Raw genomic sequence first — 16,081 nt, forward strand, 5'->3', positions numbered from 1 at the left:
TTTTACAAAAAGAAGGCTGATTTTATTTGTAAATTTAAAAGGGAGCGAGCGCCCCCTTTATTATTGTTTTAGTTGAAGAAGTGTGTTTAGCATCTCATCGCTTGTTGTGATCGTTTTTGAGTTTGCTTGAAAGCCTCTTTGGATGACGATAAGATCTGTTAGCGCACGACTTAGATCGACGTTACTAGCTTCTAGTTTTGAAGCTGCGATCGTTCCTTTATCGCCAGTGCCTGCTGCGCCGATGACTGCTTCGCCTGAGTTTGCAGTTTGTGAAAAGACGTTTCCGCCCTCACTTTGAAGACCCTCGTTGTTTGTAAAGCTAGCAAGTGCCACTTGAGCTAGACCAAAGCTTTGTCCGTTTGTAAATGCACCGATGATAGTGCCAGTCTCATCGATCTTTAGGTCATTTAGTGTGCCGCCTGTATAGCCATCTTGTGAGATAGAGTCAGTTGATGAGTCTTTATCAAAGCTTGTTAGCCCATTAAAGTCTGTTCCCAATCCAAAATTTAGATTGACACTTTGTCCGCCTTGTGAGCCGTTGTTAGCTGAAAAAGTTATAGTTGATGGGTGAAAACTTGCAAGCGAGCCATTTGAGTTAAATCTAACTGAACCAGTCACAACGTTGTCTGGACCCTCGCCTGAATAGTTTATCTTAGCAGGCTCTGGCACTTGGATGATCATATTCCACTCAGTTCCACCATCTTTTGTAGTGCCTGTCTTTGCCCATTTTATACTAACAGTGTGTTTTGAGCCAAGCGAGTCAAAAATTTCAGCTGTTGAGCCGTGGCTAGACATCATCATCTTACCACTTGCTCTTTGAGCTTGACCTGGGCTTAGTGCGCCATCAAGTGCTTTCATCATTGTTGTAAGTCTAACGTTTTCATTTACAGCAGCAGTGCTAGCATCCTTTGCTGGCTCTGTTAGTCCAGTGACTGTCATATAAAGAGCTTGATCAGCTACATCATCTGCTGGATTTTCTAGTTGAAATTGACCAGATTTATTTACTGTTATCTTAACACCATCATTTAGGTTTCCAGCTGCTGCTTTAAGGCCAGCTTTTATTTTATCGTCTTCACTTGTAGTAGTAGGGAGAGCTGCTACAGCTGCGTCATATTTGGCTTTATAAGGTGGGTTGATCACACCAGAAACAGCAGCACTTGTAGTTAATCCAAGTGCTTTTACCCTTTTTATCTCGGCTACAGCACCAGTATCGGCTGGTATTGTTCCATTGCCATCGCCATTATAATCAACATATTCTCTAGCGTCTTTTTGCATAGCAGCACGAAGATCTTCTGTGGTGGTTACTTGTCTTGGCATCGCATCAGTATTTTGATGAATAGCTGTTGTTTGAGAGCTTGTATATACATATTGGTAGGCTGTGATAATCTCTTGATTTCTTAAGCCACCATTTGGTTCTCCGAGTGCTGTCATAGCGGCTACTAACGTATCACCACCATTTACTGTTAAGTGTATGTTTTTTGTCTCTTTTGTAGTGCCAGAGTTATTTCTATTGATAAGTGTTAGTTTGTTGCCCTCTGAAATTTCAGCACTAACGCCAGTTTTGTTATACTGGGCATTTATAGCAGCTGCAATATCGCTGATACTATTTACAGTTTTTGGACCTATTTTTTCGCCGTTTAAAGTTATGTTCAAGGTTTGATCCCCACGAAGTGAACCAACATCGTGCGGATCACCGCTACCAATAATAAATTTATGTGTTTTAGCATTTGCATAGCTTACCCATATGCCTTGTTTGTCTCTTAGAGCAAGACCGTTTCCAAGCTCGTCAAATGTAACACCAAGATCGACACCACGCTCTGTTAAAATTTGCTCGTTCCTTGAGTTTGTATAAAATTTATCGTTATTTACATCGTTTTCATTATGCGCTTCATTTGGACCCACTTTGCCATCATTGTCATAGTCTATGCCGCCTGCAACTGAGTCAAGTGCATATATAGGCGTGCTTCTTTGACCGATGCTGTTACCTGAGTCAAGGTTGCCTTTTATCTTAACTTCTGTTGTCGCTCTTGCTGGAGTTGTAAGACCTTCTTTGATGACGATGTTGCTTATAGGGCCAGTTGAGTCGATAGTGCCAGTCTCGTCATCTCTAGTCCAGCCTTGAACGATGTAACCGCTATTATTTACAAAGTTACCAGCCTTATCACGAACAAAGTCGCCATTTCTTGTATAGTATCTTGTCGTTCCGCCATCTGGAGAGACGACAAAAAAACCATTTCCTTGAAGAGCAAGGTCAGTTTGCTTATCAGTAGCTGTTAGTGTGCCTTGTGAGAAAATTCTTGTAGTTGAGTTTATAGTCGTTCCTAGACCTATTTGCATAGCGTTTTGACCGCCTAGCTGACCTTGTGGAGCGGTAGCAACTCTTGGAGTTTGGCTTAGTATATCAGCAAAATTTGCGCGGTTGTATTTAAAACCATAGGTATTGACGTTTGCGATATTGTTGCCTTCTACGTCCATGGCTATCTGGTGGGCTTGTAGGCCTGAAACACCAGACCAAAGTGATCTCATCATGAGCTTATCCTTTTTCTCGTTTTAAAATTTTTATAATCTTTCAAAGCAAAAGATGTTCCAAAATTTATATCGGCAAAATTAGAAAAAGGTAAAAGAGAAATTTGGCGCTTTTAACGCCAAATTTTATCCAAGTATCAACGCACCTACGATGCCACCGATGATTAGTGGGATGTTAAAAAATACAAACGTAGGCACACAAGTATCATATATGTGGTTGTGCTCACCATCAGCGTTTAGACCGCTTGTCGGCCCAAGTGTGCTGTCGCTTGCCGGGCTTCCAGCGTCGCCTAGAGCTGCTGCTATACCAACTAGCAAGATGATAGCTGGCACGCCAAAGCCAAGGCTAAGGCAAAGTGGTACGTAGATAGAGGCTAAGATAGGGATAGTGCCAAAGCTAGTGCCTATGCCCATCGTGACTAAAAGTCCGATAAGTAGCATCAAAAATGCTCCGCCTATCTTGCCGCCAGATACCAAGCTAGCGTATTTTACAAGCTCGTCTATACCGCCACTCTCTCTTAAAATAGTGCCATATCCCGCAGCAACAAGCATGATAAATGCGATAAAGCCCATCATAGCAAGGCCATTATCCATGATCTTATCTACTTTTTTGTATTCGATGCCTCCAAAAACGACCATGACCAAAAGCCCAAGTAGTGCGCCAAGTGGCAAGAGCGAAGTATAAATTTGCACGACAAAGGCGACAACTGCACCAGCTAAGACCGCCCACTCTTTTTTAGTCATCTCAAGGCTTTTTGCGCGCTCGATCTCATCAAGCTCGGCTTTTTCAAATTTAGAAGTTTTATAAATCCTTTTTTTACTATAAAAAAGTATAGCTAAGATGAGCCCCACAAACATCGAAGCCCCACCTATCCACATGACTGATGAGATGTCTGAGATGGTTGTGTTTATGCCGTTGTTGGCTAGCTCTTTTTTAAGGATATTGTGAAAAAGCAGACCAAAGCCAACGCTAATGCTCACATAAGGCGCTTGCAGTCCAAATGTAAGAGCACAAGCCACCGCGCGTCTATCTATGCCCATTTTGTTCATAAGGGCAAGAAGTGGCGGGATCAAGATAGGTATAAAAGCTATATGAACTGGGATCAAGTTTTGAGACAAACAAGCGATAAATGCGATAGTTAGCGTAAAAATGACCTTGTTTGAGCTAAGAAATTTACTCATTGCATTTATCAAAATGGCTGTTAAATTTGTATTTGCGATGGCAGCTGCAAGAGCACCTAGCAAGATGTAGCTAAGCGAGGTTTCAAGGTTGCCTTGCATGCCATTTATGAGGCTTTGCGTGGTCTCTTTTAAGGCCGTAAAAAAGCTCTCAAAACCGCTTGCCAAACCACTTTCAAATCCACTAAAACCATGCTTATACATAACCCCAGCGACAAGGGCTGAGATGAGGATAGAAAGTAGGATGTTAAAGCGCAGCAAACATAGCACCGTCATCACCAAAATGCTAAAAACAACAGGGTTAAAGAGAAACATGTGTGTCCTTTTTGTATGAGTGCAAGAATTATACAAGGGCGGGGCTTATTAAATTTTAAAAAGAGTGGCTTAAGTGGGTATGTGTTAAGATTTTTGGCAAATTTTAAAAGGAAAAAGCGATGGATTTAGAGAAAATTTATAAGGACGCTGGGGCGTATTTAGAGGGGCACTTTTTGCTAAGTAGTGGCAACCACTCGCAGTTTTATCTGCAAAGTGCTAAGGTGCTTGAAGACCCTGCACTTGCTGCAAAGCTAGCAGATGAGCTAGCGCGTGTGATAGAGAAATTTGGCATTAAATTTGATAGTGTTTGTTCTCCAGCACTTGGTGGAATTTTAGCTGGATATGAGCTAGCTCGCGCGGCGAAAAAGCGTTTTATATTTACAGAGCGTGTTGATAGGGTGATGAGTTTAAGGCGCGGCTTTGAAGTGAAAAAGGGCGAGAAATTTATAGTTTGCGAAGACATCATCACGACTGGTGGCTCAGCACTTGAGGCAGCGCATGTGATAGAGAGCCTTGGTGGCGAGGTAGTTGGCTTTGCGGCACTTGCAAACCGCGGCTTTTGCAAGGTTGCAAATTTAGACAATGAAGCTAAGGCAAATGCAAAACTGCCAAGCGATAAGCCATTTTTCGCTTTAGGAAATTTTGAATTTGAAATTTATGAGCCAGAGTGCTGTCCGCTTTGCAAAGGCGGTAGCAAGGCTATTAAGCCTGGAAGCAGAGGTAACTAAAGGCTAGTTAGGAAATTTAGCCAAATCTTTGGCTAAATTTAACTTTCTCTTTTAAATTTATCACTTAAGTAGTGAGCCTATTTTTTACTTTAATCTTACGATCATGATGTAAATTTATGAAATAATTTTTATTTTGTGTTATTTAAGTCGGCATTTTGGCTTAAGAGATGAGATGACGTATGCAAGAGTATGATATTTTAGATGTTTTATCAAACAAAAAGGTCCTTTGCTTAGAGGATGAAGAGGCGATTTTGCGAAATATCTGCGCCTCGCTGGAGCTCTTTTTCGCAGAGGTTAAAGGCGTGACAGACGGCTTTGATGCGCTTGAGCTTGCAATGAGCGGGGCGTATGACGCGCTAGTGCTTGATATCAGCGTGCCAAATATCGACGGTCTTGAGATCGCTAAAAAAGTAAGAGCTATCAATCAAAAAATCCCTATCGTGATCCTTTCTAGCCACGTCGAGCAGGACTATTTGTGGCGAGCAGTTGAGCTAAAGATCACGAGATATCTTGCAAAGCCATACGATAAAAAATCTTTCATCAAAGCGCTTGAAGATGTGGCTTTTGAGCTAGTTGGGCGCACGCCAACTATCAGGCTAAATGACGAGCTTGAGTATGACTTTGGCAAAAAAGCGCTTTACGTAAATGGTCAAATTTCTCATCTAAGCAAGAGCGAGAGCCGCCTTTTTGAGTATTTTATAAACAATAAAAATAAAACCATCACTTATGAGCAGATATTTGACTACATCTGGGAGTACGAGCAGCCTACAAAAGAGGCGATAAAGACCATCGTAAAAGAGCTTAGAAGAAAGCTTGGCAAAGATGTGATCAAAAATTTATACGGCGTGGGCTATCTTTGTGAGATATAAATTTCAGCTAATAGTCGGTGCTTTTATCTTTGTCTATCTGCTAGTTTCGGCACTTGTTTTAAATTTTTACAACGATCTTGCGATGAAAGATGCCAAAAAAGAGGCATATTATGTTTTAGAGGGCATAAATTCTGTAAGAGAGTACATCGCTGGAGTTCAGCGCCCACTAATCGAGCAGTTAAAAGAGCAGGGCATCTTAAAAGAGGACTTTTTTGACGAGAGACTTTTGTCATCTTCATATATAAGCCGTGAAATTTACAACATCCAAAAGAAAAAATACAACCTTGAATTTGACTACAAGCTAGTTGCTATCGCTCCGCTAAACAAAGCCCACGAGCCAAATGAATTTGAAGCTGGCGTCTTGCATGGCTTTAAAGAGAATAAATTTAAAGAATTTGTAAAGATAATAAAAGATGAAAATGGCTCACAGCTCTTTGTGGGTCTGCCTATAAAAAACCAAAGTCCAAGCTGTCTAGCCTGTCATAGCAGTGCAAATGCCCCACAACAAATGCTAGAAAAATACGGCATGGAGGGCATAGAGATCCCAGACGTGAACGAAACAGTCGCGATGATCTCTTTTAAGATACCAATCCGCGCCATTTTTACCTACCACTTGCAAGAGGTCATCGTCATAATGAGCGCTATAACGCTTATCTTTGGGCTATTTTTGCTACTTGTTTATAAGATGCACAGGCGTGGTGAGGAGAGCAAAAAGCAGACTGAGCAGCTGATGATACATCAAAGCCGCCTAGCCTCTATGGGCGAGATGATAGGCAATATCTCGCACCAGTGGAAGCAGCCGCTTGCTCAGATAAGCTCAGCTTTGATAAATTTAGAGCTCTATCAGGAGCGAAAAAAGCTTGATGAGGCGAAAATTTATGAATTTATAGAAGAGACTAGCAAGCAGATAAATTTCATGTCAGAAACAGTTGATGACTTTAAAAATTTCTTTAGTCCAAATACCTTGAGAAAAGAATTTAAGGTGCTTGAAGTGATAAATCAAACGATAAAAATTTTAAACGCAACGCTTAAAAAGTATCAGATCGAAGTGCAGCTTGACGTGAGAGAAAATTTTGAGGTATTTGCAAATTTTAATGAGATAATCCAAATTTTAATAAACATCATAAACAACGCCAAAGATGCATTTAAGCAAAGCTATACAAAGCCAAGAGTGATAAAGATAAGCGCCTTTTTAAAAGATAATCGCAAGAATTTATGCGTGCAAAATAACGCAGGAGCGATAAAAAATTCATTTTTAAAGGTCATCTTTGAGCCACACTTTAGCACAAAAGAGAGCGGTAGCGGGCTTGGGCTATATATGAGCCGTCTTATCGCTCGCAAAAATAACGCCCTAATCTTTGCTAAAAATGTGGATGAAAACCACGTTGCATTTACAATTAGTTTCGAAAATTTATAATTTGTTAAATTTCCCCCTTTTCTGCCCTTTTTTGGTGTTAAGATTATCAGTATGAAATCATTTTGATTTTAGGATAAAAATTCAAAGGAGGAGACGTGAGAAACTTACACAAAGCCTTAGCAGGCTTACTCATGGGTGTTAGTATCTTTGCTTCACAAGCCTGTTGCGAAGAGCATAATATGCAGATGTCCGATAAAGCACGTGATGTTATCGCAAATCCTAAAGGCACACTGCAAAGTAGAGGTGTTGTCTCCTTGCAAGACTACGTCGTAGAAGAGCAAGAGATGTATAACTGGCTATTTAAAAACCACCCTATTTTTACAAAGTATGGTGGCAAAACCGTCGGCAAAATGGTCGTTCATGACCGCGGCTTAGAGTGGCTTGCCGAGGGACATGGCTTTGATATGTCAAAGCTTAGTAAAAGAGATGGCGGTAAGGGCTATAGCTCTATGATGTATAGAATTCCAGCTGCTTCATCACTTCAGTTCCCTAACAAATTTGTAGGTCCAGAAAAGTGCGGTGAGTGTCACCCAGCTCAGTATGAGGTCTGGAGCAGATCTCGCCACGCAACTACTATGCGCTTCCCTGGCGAGCACCCAGAGGTCAATAACAACCTAACTGAGCCAGTATTTGACAAAGATACCGCTTCTATCCTTCCAAAAGGTATCACTCCAGACGTCATCTACGCAACCGTTGGTCACTTAAGAACTAAGATGGGATACGTCGATGCATGGCTACTTCGTGGTACTTACTACGTTGAGGGCGGCTTGCTAAGAGATGGCACAGGTCAGATCGTGGCTGGCGGTAACCAATGGCAAAGAACATGGGCGTTAAATTTAGACGACGCAACTGTTAAAAAGATAAAAGAGCTTGTCCCAGAATTTCCTGGCACGCTTGAAGAGTATGGTGATAATGGCGGATATGTCAGAGGTCTAGCCTCATACGCCGCAAAACATAAAAAATCGATGTTTTTCCAAGCAAACTCATCATATTGTGAGGTTTGCCACCCAGTTAAATTTGACTTTAAGTCAAAAGCAGAATTTTACGCAGCACTTGGTAATGCCAAAGAGCTTCAAAAACACACTATCTCAAAAGGCGTAAGCTGTGAGGAGTGCCACGGAGCTGGCGGTCACCTTGATGGAGCTACAAATTTTAGAACATCAAACTGCGAACGCTGTCACCAAAGATTTAACTTTAGCCCAGATCTAATGCGAGCTAACCCACTTAATAACGGCAAGCTTGATCTCTCACTTAGCTCTAAATTTAAATCAATGGGACCAGGATGCGGCTCAGAAGGTTCTCAATCATACTTTACCGCTCACTATGATAAAGGTATGAGATGCGTCACTTGCCACGATCCACACGACAACACAGGTAACGTTGTAGGTGATAAGAGCGTAACTGGCATGAATTACAACCCAGATCAAGGCTATCTAAGTGCGTTCTACACTAAACCAAAGATCAAAAAAGATTGTAAAGATTGTCACGAGACTCAAGCATATATCGCAGCAAAAGCAGATACTCACAAAAACAACACTTGTGCATCTTGCCACATGCCATTTATGATGAGCTGCGAGAATTTCTACGCTGTTCAGTTCCAAGACAACGCTGGCTTTGATACTCAAAGACGTTCTCACATCTGGAAGATCATGGTCGATCCAAAAGAGAAATCTCTTGTCCCAGGCGACGCTGCTAAAGGTCCAAGAGATGCTAAAGATTGGCACTTTGAGAGAGATAAAAATGGCCACAACTATGTTGATTTGATGTGGGCATGCGCTAGAACATCTTGGGCTGATAAAGATATGAAAGATAATAAAGGCTGCCATAGCCCAGTGCTATCTGAGCTAAAACCAACACTTCACTTCAAAAACCAAAAACAAGTTTATGATGAGGTTATGGGATGGCAAACTCCAGTTAAAAATGAATTCTCAGAGGTCAAAATAGGCATCGAGGGAATTTACTCACTACTAGAGACTAAAAAGCTAGATCCAAGTGATAAAGCAAGAGTTTATGAGCTTGTCCAAAACGCTCAAGAGATCATCGATATGGTCGAAAAAGATGGTTCGTGGGGTATGCACGGATTTAAATTTACTAAACAAAGACTAGATGCATCTAAAGAGTATATAAAAGAAGCTCAGAGAATTCTAAACAAAAATTTATAGCATTTAGGGGCTAGTTTTAGCCCCTTTAATCTTAAGGGTTTGAAATGAAAAATGGGTTTTTAAAATGTTCGCTACTTCTTAGCCTAAGCGTGGCTAGCCTCTTAGCAAATGTCGATACAAACGACTCTTATGCCATAGGCGCAACAAGTGGCGGATATGTTTTAAAAGGACTGCTAGATCAAAAACAACTAGGTGTTGGCTATGACGCTGATGCAGTGATAAAAGGCTTTAGCGATGCGCTAAAGAGTGAGCTAAAACTAAGTGATGATGAGATAGCAAAGCTACTAAACAAAAGGGCTGAAAGCTTAGAGAAGATAGTAAAAGAAAAAGAGGCTGCCAAGCTAAAAGAAAATTTAGCCCAAGGCAAAGCCTACATGGAAAAAAATGCAAAAAACAAAAATGTAAAAACAACAAAATCAAATTTACAATATGAGATCATAAAAGGTGGCTCAAAAGGGGCTACACCAAAGCCTGAGAGCATCATCATAGTAAATTATAAAGCAAGCTTTGTCGATGGCAAGGTCTTTGACGAGACAAAAGAGGCTCCAGCTCATCTTTCGATGCTAAATTTGATCCCTGGACTTGAAGAGGGACTTATGCTTATGAAAGAGGGCGAGAAGTTTAAATTTGTCATCCCACCTGAGCTTGCATACGGCGATAGCGGCATGGAGGGGATACCTGGTGGCGAGACTATCGTTTTTGAGATAGAGCTTATTAAGGTCTTAAAGCCTGGCGAACTAGCTGAGGCGGCAAGAAAAATTCATGAAAAAGAGCAAAATGAGGGCATTAAAAAGCCTCATTAAGGCATAAATGGAGTTAAAAATGCAAAATCAAAATAGCAGAAGAGCCTTCTTTAAACGCATGGCAGTTGTGGCTGCTGGTGCTAGCGTGGCAAGTAGTGGTTTTGCTTTTAAGAGTGAAGAGAGTGCGAAAAAACCACATTTTGGCATGATATTTGACCAAAACAAATGCGTTGGCTGCACGGACTGTGAAGTGGCATGTAGAAAAGTAAATTTAGTCCCAAAAGGGCAGATGAGACTTTTTGTAGAGGATAAGACTGATCCAAAGAATTTGCTTGATAAAAGATATGTAAGAGTATCTTGTCAGCAGTGTGAGGATGCGCCTTGCGTGGCTGTTTGCCCAACAAAAGCCTGTCACAAGGACATAAAAACTGGCATCCAAACTACAAACATAGATGACTGCATCGCCTGTAAATACTGCATCGTAGCCTGTCCTTACGACGTGAGATATATCGATAAGTTTAGTCACTCAGCCCAAAGCTGTAACTTCTGCATAGATACAAATTTAAAGGATAAAAAAGATCCAGCCTGCGTTGAGGCGTGCAGATATGAGGCTTTGGTATTTGGCGATTTAAACGATGAGAGCTCGCACATTAGCCAGCTTTTAGCTGTCAAAGATAGCATAAGGCTAAGAGCAGAACTTGGCACAAAACCAAGCCTTAGATATATTCCTAAAGTAAAAGTGGGGGTGTAAGATGGATGGTGCATTAAATTTCACTGCGACATTTTCGCACGGAGTTGAGTGGGGCTGGCCGATCGCTGTTTATCTTCTGCTAGCTGGTATGAGTGGCGGAGCGCTAATAGCTGCCATACTTCTAAAGCGCTACAAAAGACAAGAGAGCTTTAGCCCATTTTTCAAGGCCGCTTCGCTTCTAGCCTTTGTTAGCATCATGCTTGGTATGGTTTGCTTGATAGCTGACCTTGAAAAACCACTTTTGTTTTGGAAAATTTTGATTAATTACAACTTCACGTCAGTTATGTCTATCGGTGTTGCTGGACTTTGTGTCTTTATACCGCTGAGCTTTTTGATGTGTCTATACGCCTTTGGCGCGGAGTTAAAGCCATTTTGTGGCTTTGTTGATAGCGTGATGAAAATTTTATCGCCACTTTATCCGCTCTTAAGTGCGCTTTGCTTGCTTTTTGCGGTTATCATTTGCGCATATACAGGCTTTTTGATCTCGGTGCTTATTAGATTTCCACTTTTAAACACCGCCGTTTTACCAGCGCTTTTCATAGCTTCAGGACTTAGTGCTGGCATAAGTGGCAGCAGCTTGATAGCGGCACTATTTTTCAAAGAAGATCCACGCTCAAGCGACCTTGGCTCGCTTCATGGCGTGGAGTTTTACGTCTTATGCGCCGAAATTTTACTCATTTTAATGCTTTTTGTCTCACTTTTGCTTGGTTCAAGCTATCAGCAAGGCGCGGCAGTTGCATTTTATAGTGGAGTTTGGGCAAATTTCTTCTGGCTTGGGGTTGTTTTAGTTGGCTTTGTCTTGCCTCTTGTTTTAAATTTCGCACTTGGCAAGATGAAATTTAGCTTCTACCTTGGCTCATTTGCAGCAGTCGTTGGCGTTTTATTGCTTAGGGTTTTTATACTTTATGCAGGACAGACTTATAGCATTTAAGGCTTAAGGGCAGGTGATGAAAATTTTAAATATTTATCGCTTGTCTTTAATATTATTATTTATCCTTGCTTTTGGTGCAGGGGTGGCGACCTTTTTGGAAAATTTTTATGACACACAGACGGCTAGAGTGCTTGTTTATGAGGCGCTCTGGTACGAGTGCGTCATGGCAGCTTGTGCTATTTGTTTAGCTATTAGCATCGTAAAAACCAAGATGTATAAGAAATTTGGCGCATTTTTGATACATCTTGCTTTTATTCTGATCTTCATCGGTGCTGCGCTTACAAGATACTTTGGCGAAGAGGGCGTTATGCACTTAAGAGTTGGCGAGAGCGGCAACTCTATGCAAAGCACAAAGCCCTATTTAAGGGTGCAAATTTCAAATGAAAGTTTTGAATATCCACTAAAACTTAGCCTGCTTGGCAAAAACGACTTTGGCTTCAAAAAAGATATAAACGGCAAAGAATTTGAGATAAAGATAGTTGGCTACAAAAAGGATGAGAAAAACGCTCCAGCCACGCTTAGCATAGAGGCTGGCTTTGCTGGGCAAAAGAGCAAAACCGCCAAGCTAAAAGGTGGCGCTGGATATGATCTTGAGCCAAGCATTTTAAGCTTTGACGGGCAAGAGGCAAAATTTTACTTTAGCTCACGAACGATAAATTTACCATTTTCACTAAGGCTTGATAAATTTATCCTAGAGCGCTACGCAGGGCTAAATAGCCCATCATCTTACACGAGCAGGGTAAATATCGCAGGCAGCGAGCATGAAATTTCACTAAATCACCCACTAAGCATCATGGGCTATAAAATTTTTCAGTCATCATACGATGCTGACGAGCTTGGAAGCGCCTTTGAGATCAGCTTTGATCCTGGCAAAGTGCCAACTTACATCGGATATTTTCTGCTTTGCCTTGGCTTTGTGGGAAATTTATTTAGCAAAAAGAGCCGATTTTTTAGACTTTGTAACTTCATAAAAGGCACGCAGTTTGCATTTTTAGCCATGATTTTGCTAAACGCCACGCCAAATTTCGCAAGCGATGAAGCTATAAATTTTAAAGCTCACGCAGATAAATTTGCCAAAATTTTAGTTCAAACTGATAGCAGGATCGCACCAGCTGGCTCTTATACAAGGGCAGTAATAAGCAAAATTTCAACCAAAACCACGCTCTTTGGACTTAGTAGCGATGAGCTGATGCTCTCTTTTGCCATCTCGCCACAAGAGTGGATGGATAAAAGGATAGTGAAGATCACGAGTGAGCGCGTGGGCGAGCTTCTTGGAGTTAGTGAGAAATTTGCTAGTTTTAATGACGTCTTTAACGAAAATGGCGAGTATAAGCTGGCTAAATTTGTAGAAGCTGCAAATGAAAAATCCGCTTCAAAAAGAGATAAATTTGATAGCGATGTCATTAAATTTGATGAGAGGCTAAATGTCTTATACCTTGCTCTAAAGGGCGAAATTTTAAAATTTATCCCCACTAAAAAAGGTGAAGCGATCAAGTGGCTAGGCGTAAATGAAGCCTTTAGCAAAGATGAAATTTCAAACGAGTTTAAAAGTGTTTTAGGCGCTTACATAGAAAATTTAAGCCTTTGCGTAAAAAGTGGCGAGTGTGCTGGGGCTGATAAGAGTTTGGAGCAAATTTCAAGCTATCAAAGAAGCGTTTTGGGTTCTCTTGCGCCAAGCGAGGTAAAGGTCGGCCTTGAAGTGCTTTACAACCAAATGGAGATATTTAAATTTCTTATCTATTTTTACATGATCCTAGCTCTTGCTTCGCTCGCTCTTGGCTTTTATAGGCTATTTTTTGGGAGGAAATTTAGATTTGAAAGAGCGCTTAGCCTTGCGTTTTTTACTGCGTTTATAGTGCATGCTCTAAATTTAGCCCTACGCGCTTACATCTCAGGTCACGCACCTTGGAGCGATGCTTATGAGAGTTTGGTCTATATCTCGCTTATAAGCGTGCTAGCTGGAGTGCTATTTTTCAAGCATCAAAGCTTCGCACTAGGCGCTGCTTCGCTCTTTGCAAGTGTTAGCTTGCTCGTTGCTCATCTAAATTTTATAAACCCACAGATAACAAATTTAGTCCCAGTTTTAAAGTCATTTTGGCTTAGCGTGCATGTAAGCGTCATCACATCAAGCTACGGCTTTTTGGGCTTTGGCTTTGTGCTAGGTCTTGTGGGACTTATCTTGATGGCTTTAAAAAATGACAAAAACGAACAAAAGCTTAGCGAGCAGATAAGATACCTAGCCGCCACCGACGAGCTAAGCCTCATCATAGGACTTAGCTTGCTAACTATCGGAAATTTCTTAGGCGGCGTCTGGGCAAATGAGAGCTGGGGCAGATACTGGGGCTGGGACAGCAAAGAGAGCTGGTCATACATCACGATCATTGTCTATGCTATCGTGCTTCACTTGAGATTTATACCAAAGCTAAGGGGTGTTTTTGCCTTTTTAACAGCTAGCGTGCTATCATTTGCTTCGGTGCTTTTTACATATTTTGGAGTAAATTTCTACCTTAGCGGGCTTCACTCATACGCAAATGGCGAGAGCTTTGGCATTTCTGGGCTGATATACTTGATCTTGGCAGCTCTTGCCTTGCTGATCGCCCTGGCTTATCGCGGCAGAGATATAAAAGTAGTTTAGGAGATATGATGAAGAGTTTGGTTTTACTGGCTGCTAGTTTGTGCGTTTTAAATGCTGGCTACATCAAAGAGGCTTTAAACGCAAAAGATGATCACAATAAGCTAGCGCAAATTTATGAAGATGCTTGTGATAAAGAGAAAAAGGCATCAGGCTGCTACAACCTAGCTGTACTTTACAGCAGGGGTGATGGCAACGTCAAAAAGGATGAGGCAAAGGCGGCAATGCTTTATGAAAAGGCTTGCGATCAAAATTTCTCTATGGCTTGCAGCAACCTTGGCTATGTCTATGAAAATGGCAAAGGCGTAGAAAAAGACCTAGCAAAAGCAGTTAAATTTTATGAAAAAGCATGCAGTGACAACGAGGGCTGCACCGAGCTTGGCTTGCTTTATGCAAACGGCACTGGTGTGAGAAAAGACCTAAAAAAAGCAAAAGAGCTTTACGAGAAGGCTTGCAAAGCAGGTGATGGTATGGGATGTAGCAACCTTGGCTACCTATACGCTCAGGGCGAAGGCGCCGAGAAAGACTACGCAAAAGCTAAAACATACTATGAAATGGCTTGCGCAAACGAAGCTGGCATAGGATGTGATAATCTTGGCTTTTTATATGTTTATGGGCAAGGGGTTGATCAAAACCTTACAAAAGCGACAAAACTTTACGAGCAAGCGTGCATATACGCCTATGAAAAGGGCTGTAACAACTACGCTATCATGCTAGCTGAGGGCAAAGGCGTGAAAGAAGACGTGGAAAAAGCACGTGAAATTTTCACTAAAAGCTGCAAAAATGGCTTAAAAGAGGCGTGTGAGAATTTAGAAATTTTAGGAAAGCATTGATGAGTTTTAAAAACTGGGGCAATAAAGAGGCAAGCCTAGAGGCGCTTTATCTACTTGATAGCGCTTTTTTGGAGCCAGATGAAGAGTATCTACGGCTCATTTCTAAAAAAGAGGATGAAAATAGCCTAAGATACGTGGTAGATAACGGGCAGGGCGATCTACTTGATGTGATATTTACGCGTGAGGCGGTGCTTGTTAGAGGGTTTGACCATGAAAATGAGCTAAATGCGCTTAGCATGGCAGGCAAAAGCGTGATAGAGCAAATTTATAGTGGCGAGGCTGCTAAATTTCGCTCTTACTTCTTGCCAGATGAGATAGAGCAGACGACCTTTTTTATCTGGTATGACGGGGCGGAGCATCAAAATTTAGTCAGTGGCAATAACGGCGGACGCTGGCTGCTTGGGTATGCCTTTGATAATTTTGATAAATTTAGCGAGTTTGTAAAGGGCTACTACGAGATAGACTTTGATGATGAGATGTTAAAAAAGCTCTACGAAAAGGGCGAGTTAGAAAAAGAGAAACTAAAGGAGATAAGATGAAATTTATAGCTTTGTTGTTTAGCGCAGTTTTTGCCTTATGGGCTGGAAATTTAACGAGTGAGGCAAACATAAACGCCTATAAAGGGGCAAAAGAGCGCATCGAGCTGCCAAAGGACGCAAGATGTGCAGTGTGTGGCATGCCTATAAAAAACAAGCAGTGGGCGACGCTTATAAAGGCTGGTGGCAAGGACTATTACTTTGATGGCGTAAAAGATATGGCGCACTTTTACTTTGCTGATGAGGTGGCGAAAGAGGCTTATGTGAGTGATTATTACACGCTTGAAAAGCTTGATGCAAAAGAGGCGTTTTATGTTCATGGCTCAAACGTTTTTGGACCGATGGGCGAGGAGTTTATCCCTTTTAAAGACGAAGCAAAGGCAAATAGCTTTATGAAAGATCACGCTGGCAAAGGTGTCATAAAATTTGACGAGATAAAGACATTTATCGGTAAATAAA

13 protein-coding genes are annotated in these 16,081 nt (G+C 41.4%); 11 read left to right on the forward strand and 2 right to left on the reverse strand.

What is annotated here, in order from left to right:
• Positions 1-60 precede the first annotated feature (60 nt).
• Both flgE and CVS91_RS02220 read right to left on the reverse strand, forming a co-directional pair.
• On the reverse strand, positions 61-2,529 hold the full coding sequence (gene flgE / locus CVS91_RS02215; RefSeq protein WP_107829998.1) for a flagellar hook protein FlgE: 2,469 nt from the start codon (positions 2,527-2,529) through the stop codon (positions 61-63).
• Positions 2,530-2,652: 123 nt separating this feature from the next.
• Positions 2,653-4,020, reverse strand: coding sequence for a Na+/H+ antiporter NhaC family protein (locus CVS91_RS02220; RefSeq protein WP_107830000.1), 1,368 nt, complete (start codon positions 4,018-4,020; stop codon positions 2,653-2,655).
• 119 nt (positions 4,021-4,139) lie between these two features.
• Between CVS91_RS02220 and pyrE the strand changes: the two genes are divergently transcribed.
• The 11 genes from pyrE (at position 4,140) to CVS91_RS02275 (ending at position 16,080) form a co-directional block, all read left to right on the forward strand.
• Entirely contained in the window at positions 4,140-4,748 is a 609-nt protein-coding gene (gene pyrE, locus CVS91_RS02225; RefSeq protein ID WP_107830002.1) for an orotate phosphoribosyltransferase, read from the forward strand.
• Between the two features lie 179 nt (positions 4,749-4,927).
• The gene (locus CVS91_RS02230) at positions 4,928-5,617 is read left to right on the forward strand and encodes a response regulator transcription factor (protein WP_107830004.1); all 690 of its coding nucleotides are present in this window, start codon (positions 4,928-4,930) and stop codon (positions 5,615-5,617) included.
• Positions 5,607-7,034, forward strand: coding sequence for a DUF3365 domain-containing protein (locus tag CVS91_RS02235; protein WP_107830006.1), 1,428 nt, complete (start codon positions 5,607-5,609; stop codon positions 7,032-7,034). Before CVS91_RS02230 ends, CVS91_RS02235 begins: the two co-directional genes overlap by 11 nt.
• A gap of 95 nt (positions 7,035-7,129) precedes the next feature.
• Positions 7,130-9,196 (forward strand): cytochrome C, encoded by a 2,067-nt coding sequence (locus tag CVS91_RS02240; protein ID WP_107830008.1) that lies wholly within the window; start codon positions 7,130-7,132, stop codon positions 9,194-9,196.
• 44 nt (positions 9,197-9,240) lie between these two features.
• Positions 9,241-9,999 (forward strand): FKBP-type peptidyl-prolyl cis-trans isomerase, encoded by a 759-nt coding sequence (locus CVS91_RS02245; protein WP_107830010.1) that lies wholly within the window; start codon positions 9,241-9,243, stop codon positions 9,997-9,999.
• 19 nt (positions 10,000-10,018) lie between these two features.
• Positions 10,019-10,690 carry a 4Fe-4S dicluster domain-containing protein gene (locus tag CVS91_RS02250; protein WP_199906217.1) on the forward strand — a complete coding sequence of 224 codons (672 nt, stop codon included), beginning with the start codon at positions 10,019-10,021 and terminating at the stop codon, positions 10,688-10,690.
• Between the two features lies 1 nt (position 10,691).
• Positions 10,692-11,621, forward strand: a complete 930-nt coding sequence (gene nrfD, locus CVS91_RS02255; protein WP_107830014.1) for an NrfD/PsrC family molybdoenzyme membrane anchor subunit — start codon at positions 10,692-10,694, stop codon at positions 11,619-11,621.
• 16 nt (positions 11,622-11,637) lie between these two features.
• A complete protein-coding gene (ccsA, locus tag CVS91_RS02260; protein WP_107830016.1) occupies positions 11,638-14,256 on the forward strand; it encodes a cytochrome c biogenesis protein in 2,619 nt (872 codons plus the stop codon).
• An 8-nt stretch (positions 14,257-14,264) separates the two neighbouring features.
• The gene (locus CVS91_RS02265; RefSeq protein ID WP_107830018.1) at positions 14,265-15,086 is read left to right on the forward strand and encodes an SEL1-like repeat protein; all 822 of its coding nucleotides are present in this window, start codon (positions 14,265-14,267) and stop codon (positions 15,084-15,086) included.
• Positions 15,086-15,625, forward strand: a complete 540-nt coding sequence (locus CVS91_RS02270; RefSeq protein ID WP_107830020.1) for a hypothetical protein — start codon at positions 15,086-15,088, stop codon at positions 15,623-15,625. Before CVS91_RS02265 ends, CVS91_RS02270 begins: the two co-directional genes overlap by 1 nt.
• Positions 15,622-16,080: a nitrous oxide reductase accessory protein NosL gene (locus tag CVS91_RS02275; RefSeq protein ID WP_103597771.1), complete on the forward strand. Its 459-nt coding sequence runs from the start codon at positions 15,622-15,624 to the stop codon at positions 16,078-16,080. The genes CVS91_RS02270 and CVS91_RS02275 overlap by 4 nt, the downstream gene beginning before the upstream one ends.
• The last annotated feature ends 1 nt before the right edge of the window (position 16,081 follow it).

This window comes from Campylobacter concisus, from assembly GCF_003048985.1.
Lineage (GTDB): Bacteria > Campylobacterota > Campylobacteria > Campylobacterales > Campylobacteraceae > Campylobacter_A > Campylobacter_A concisus_AY.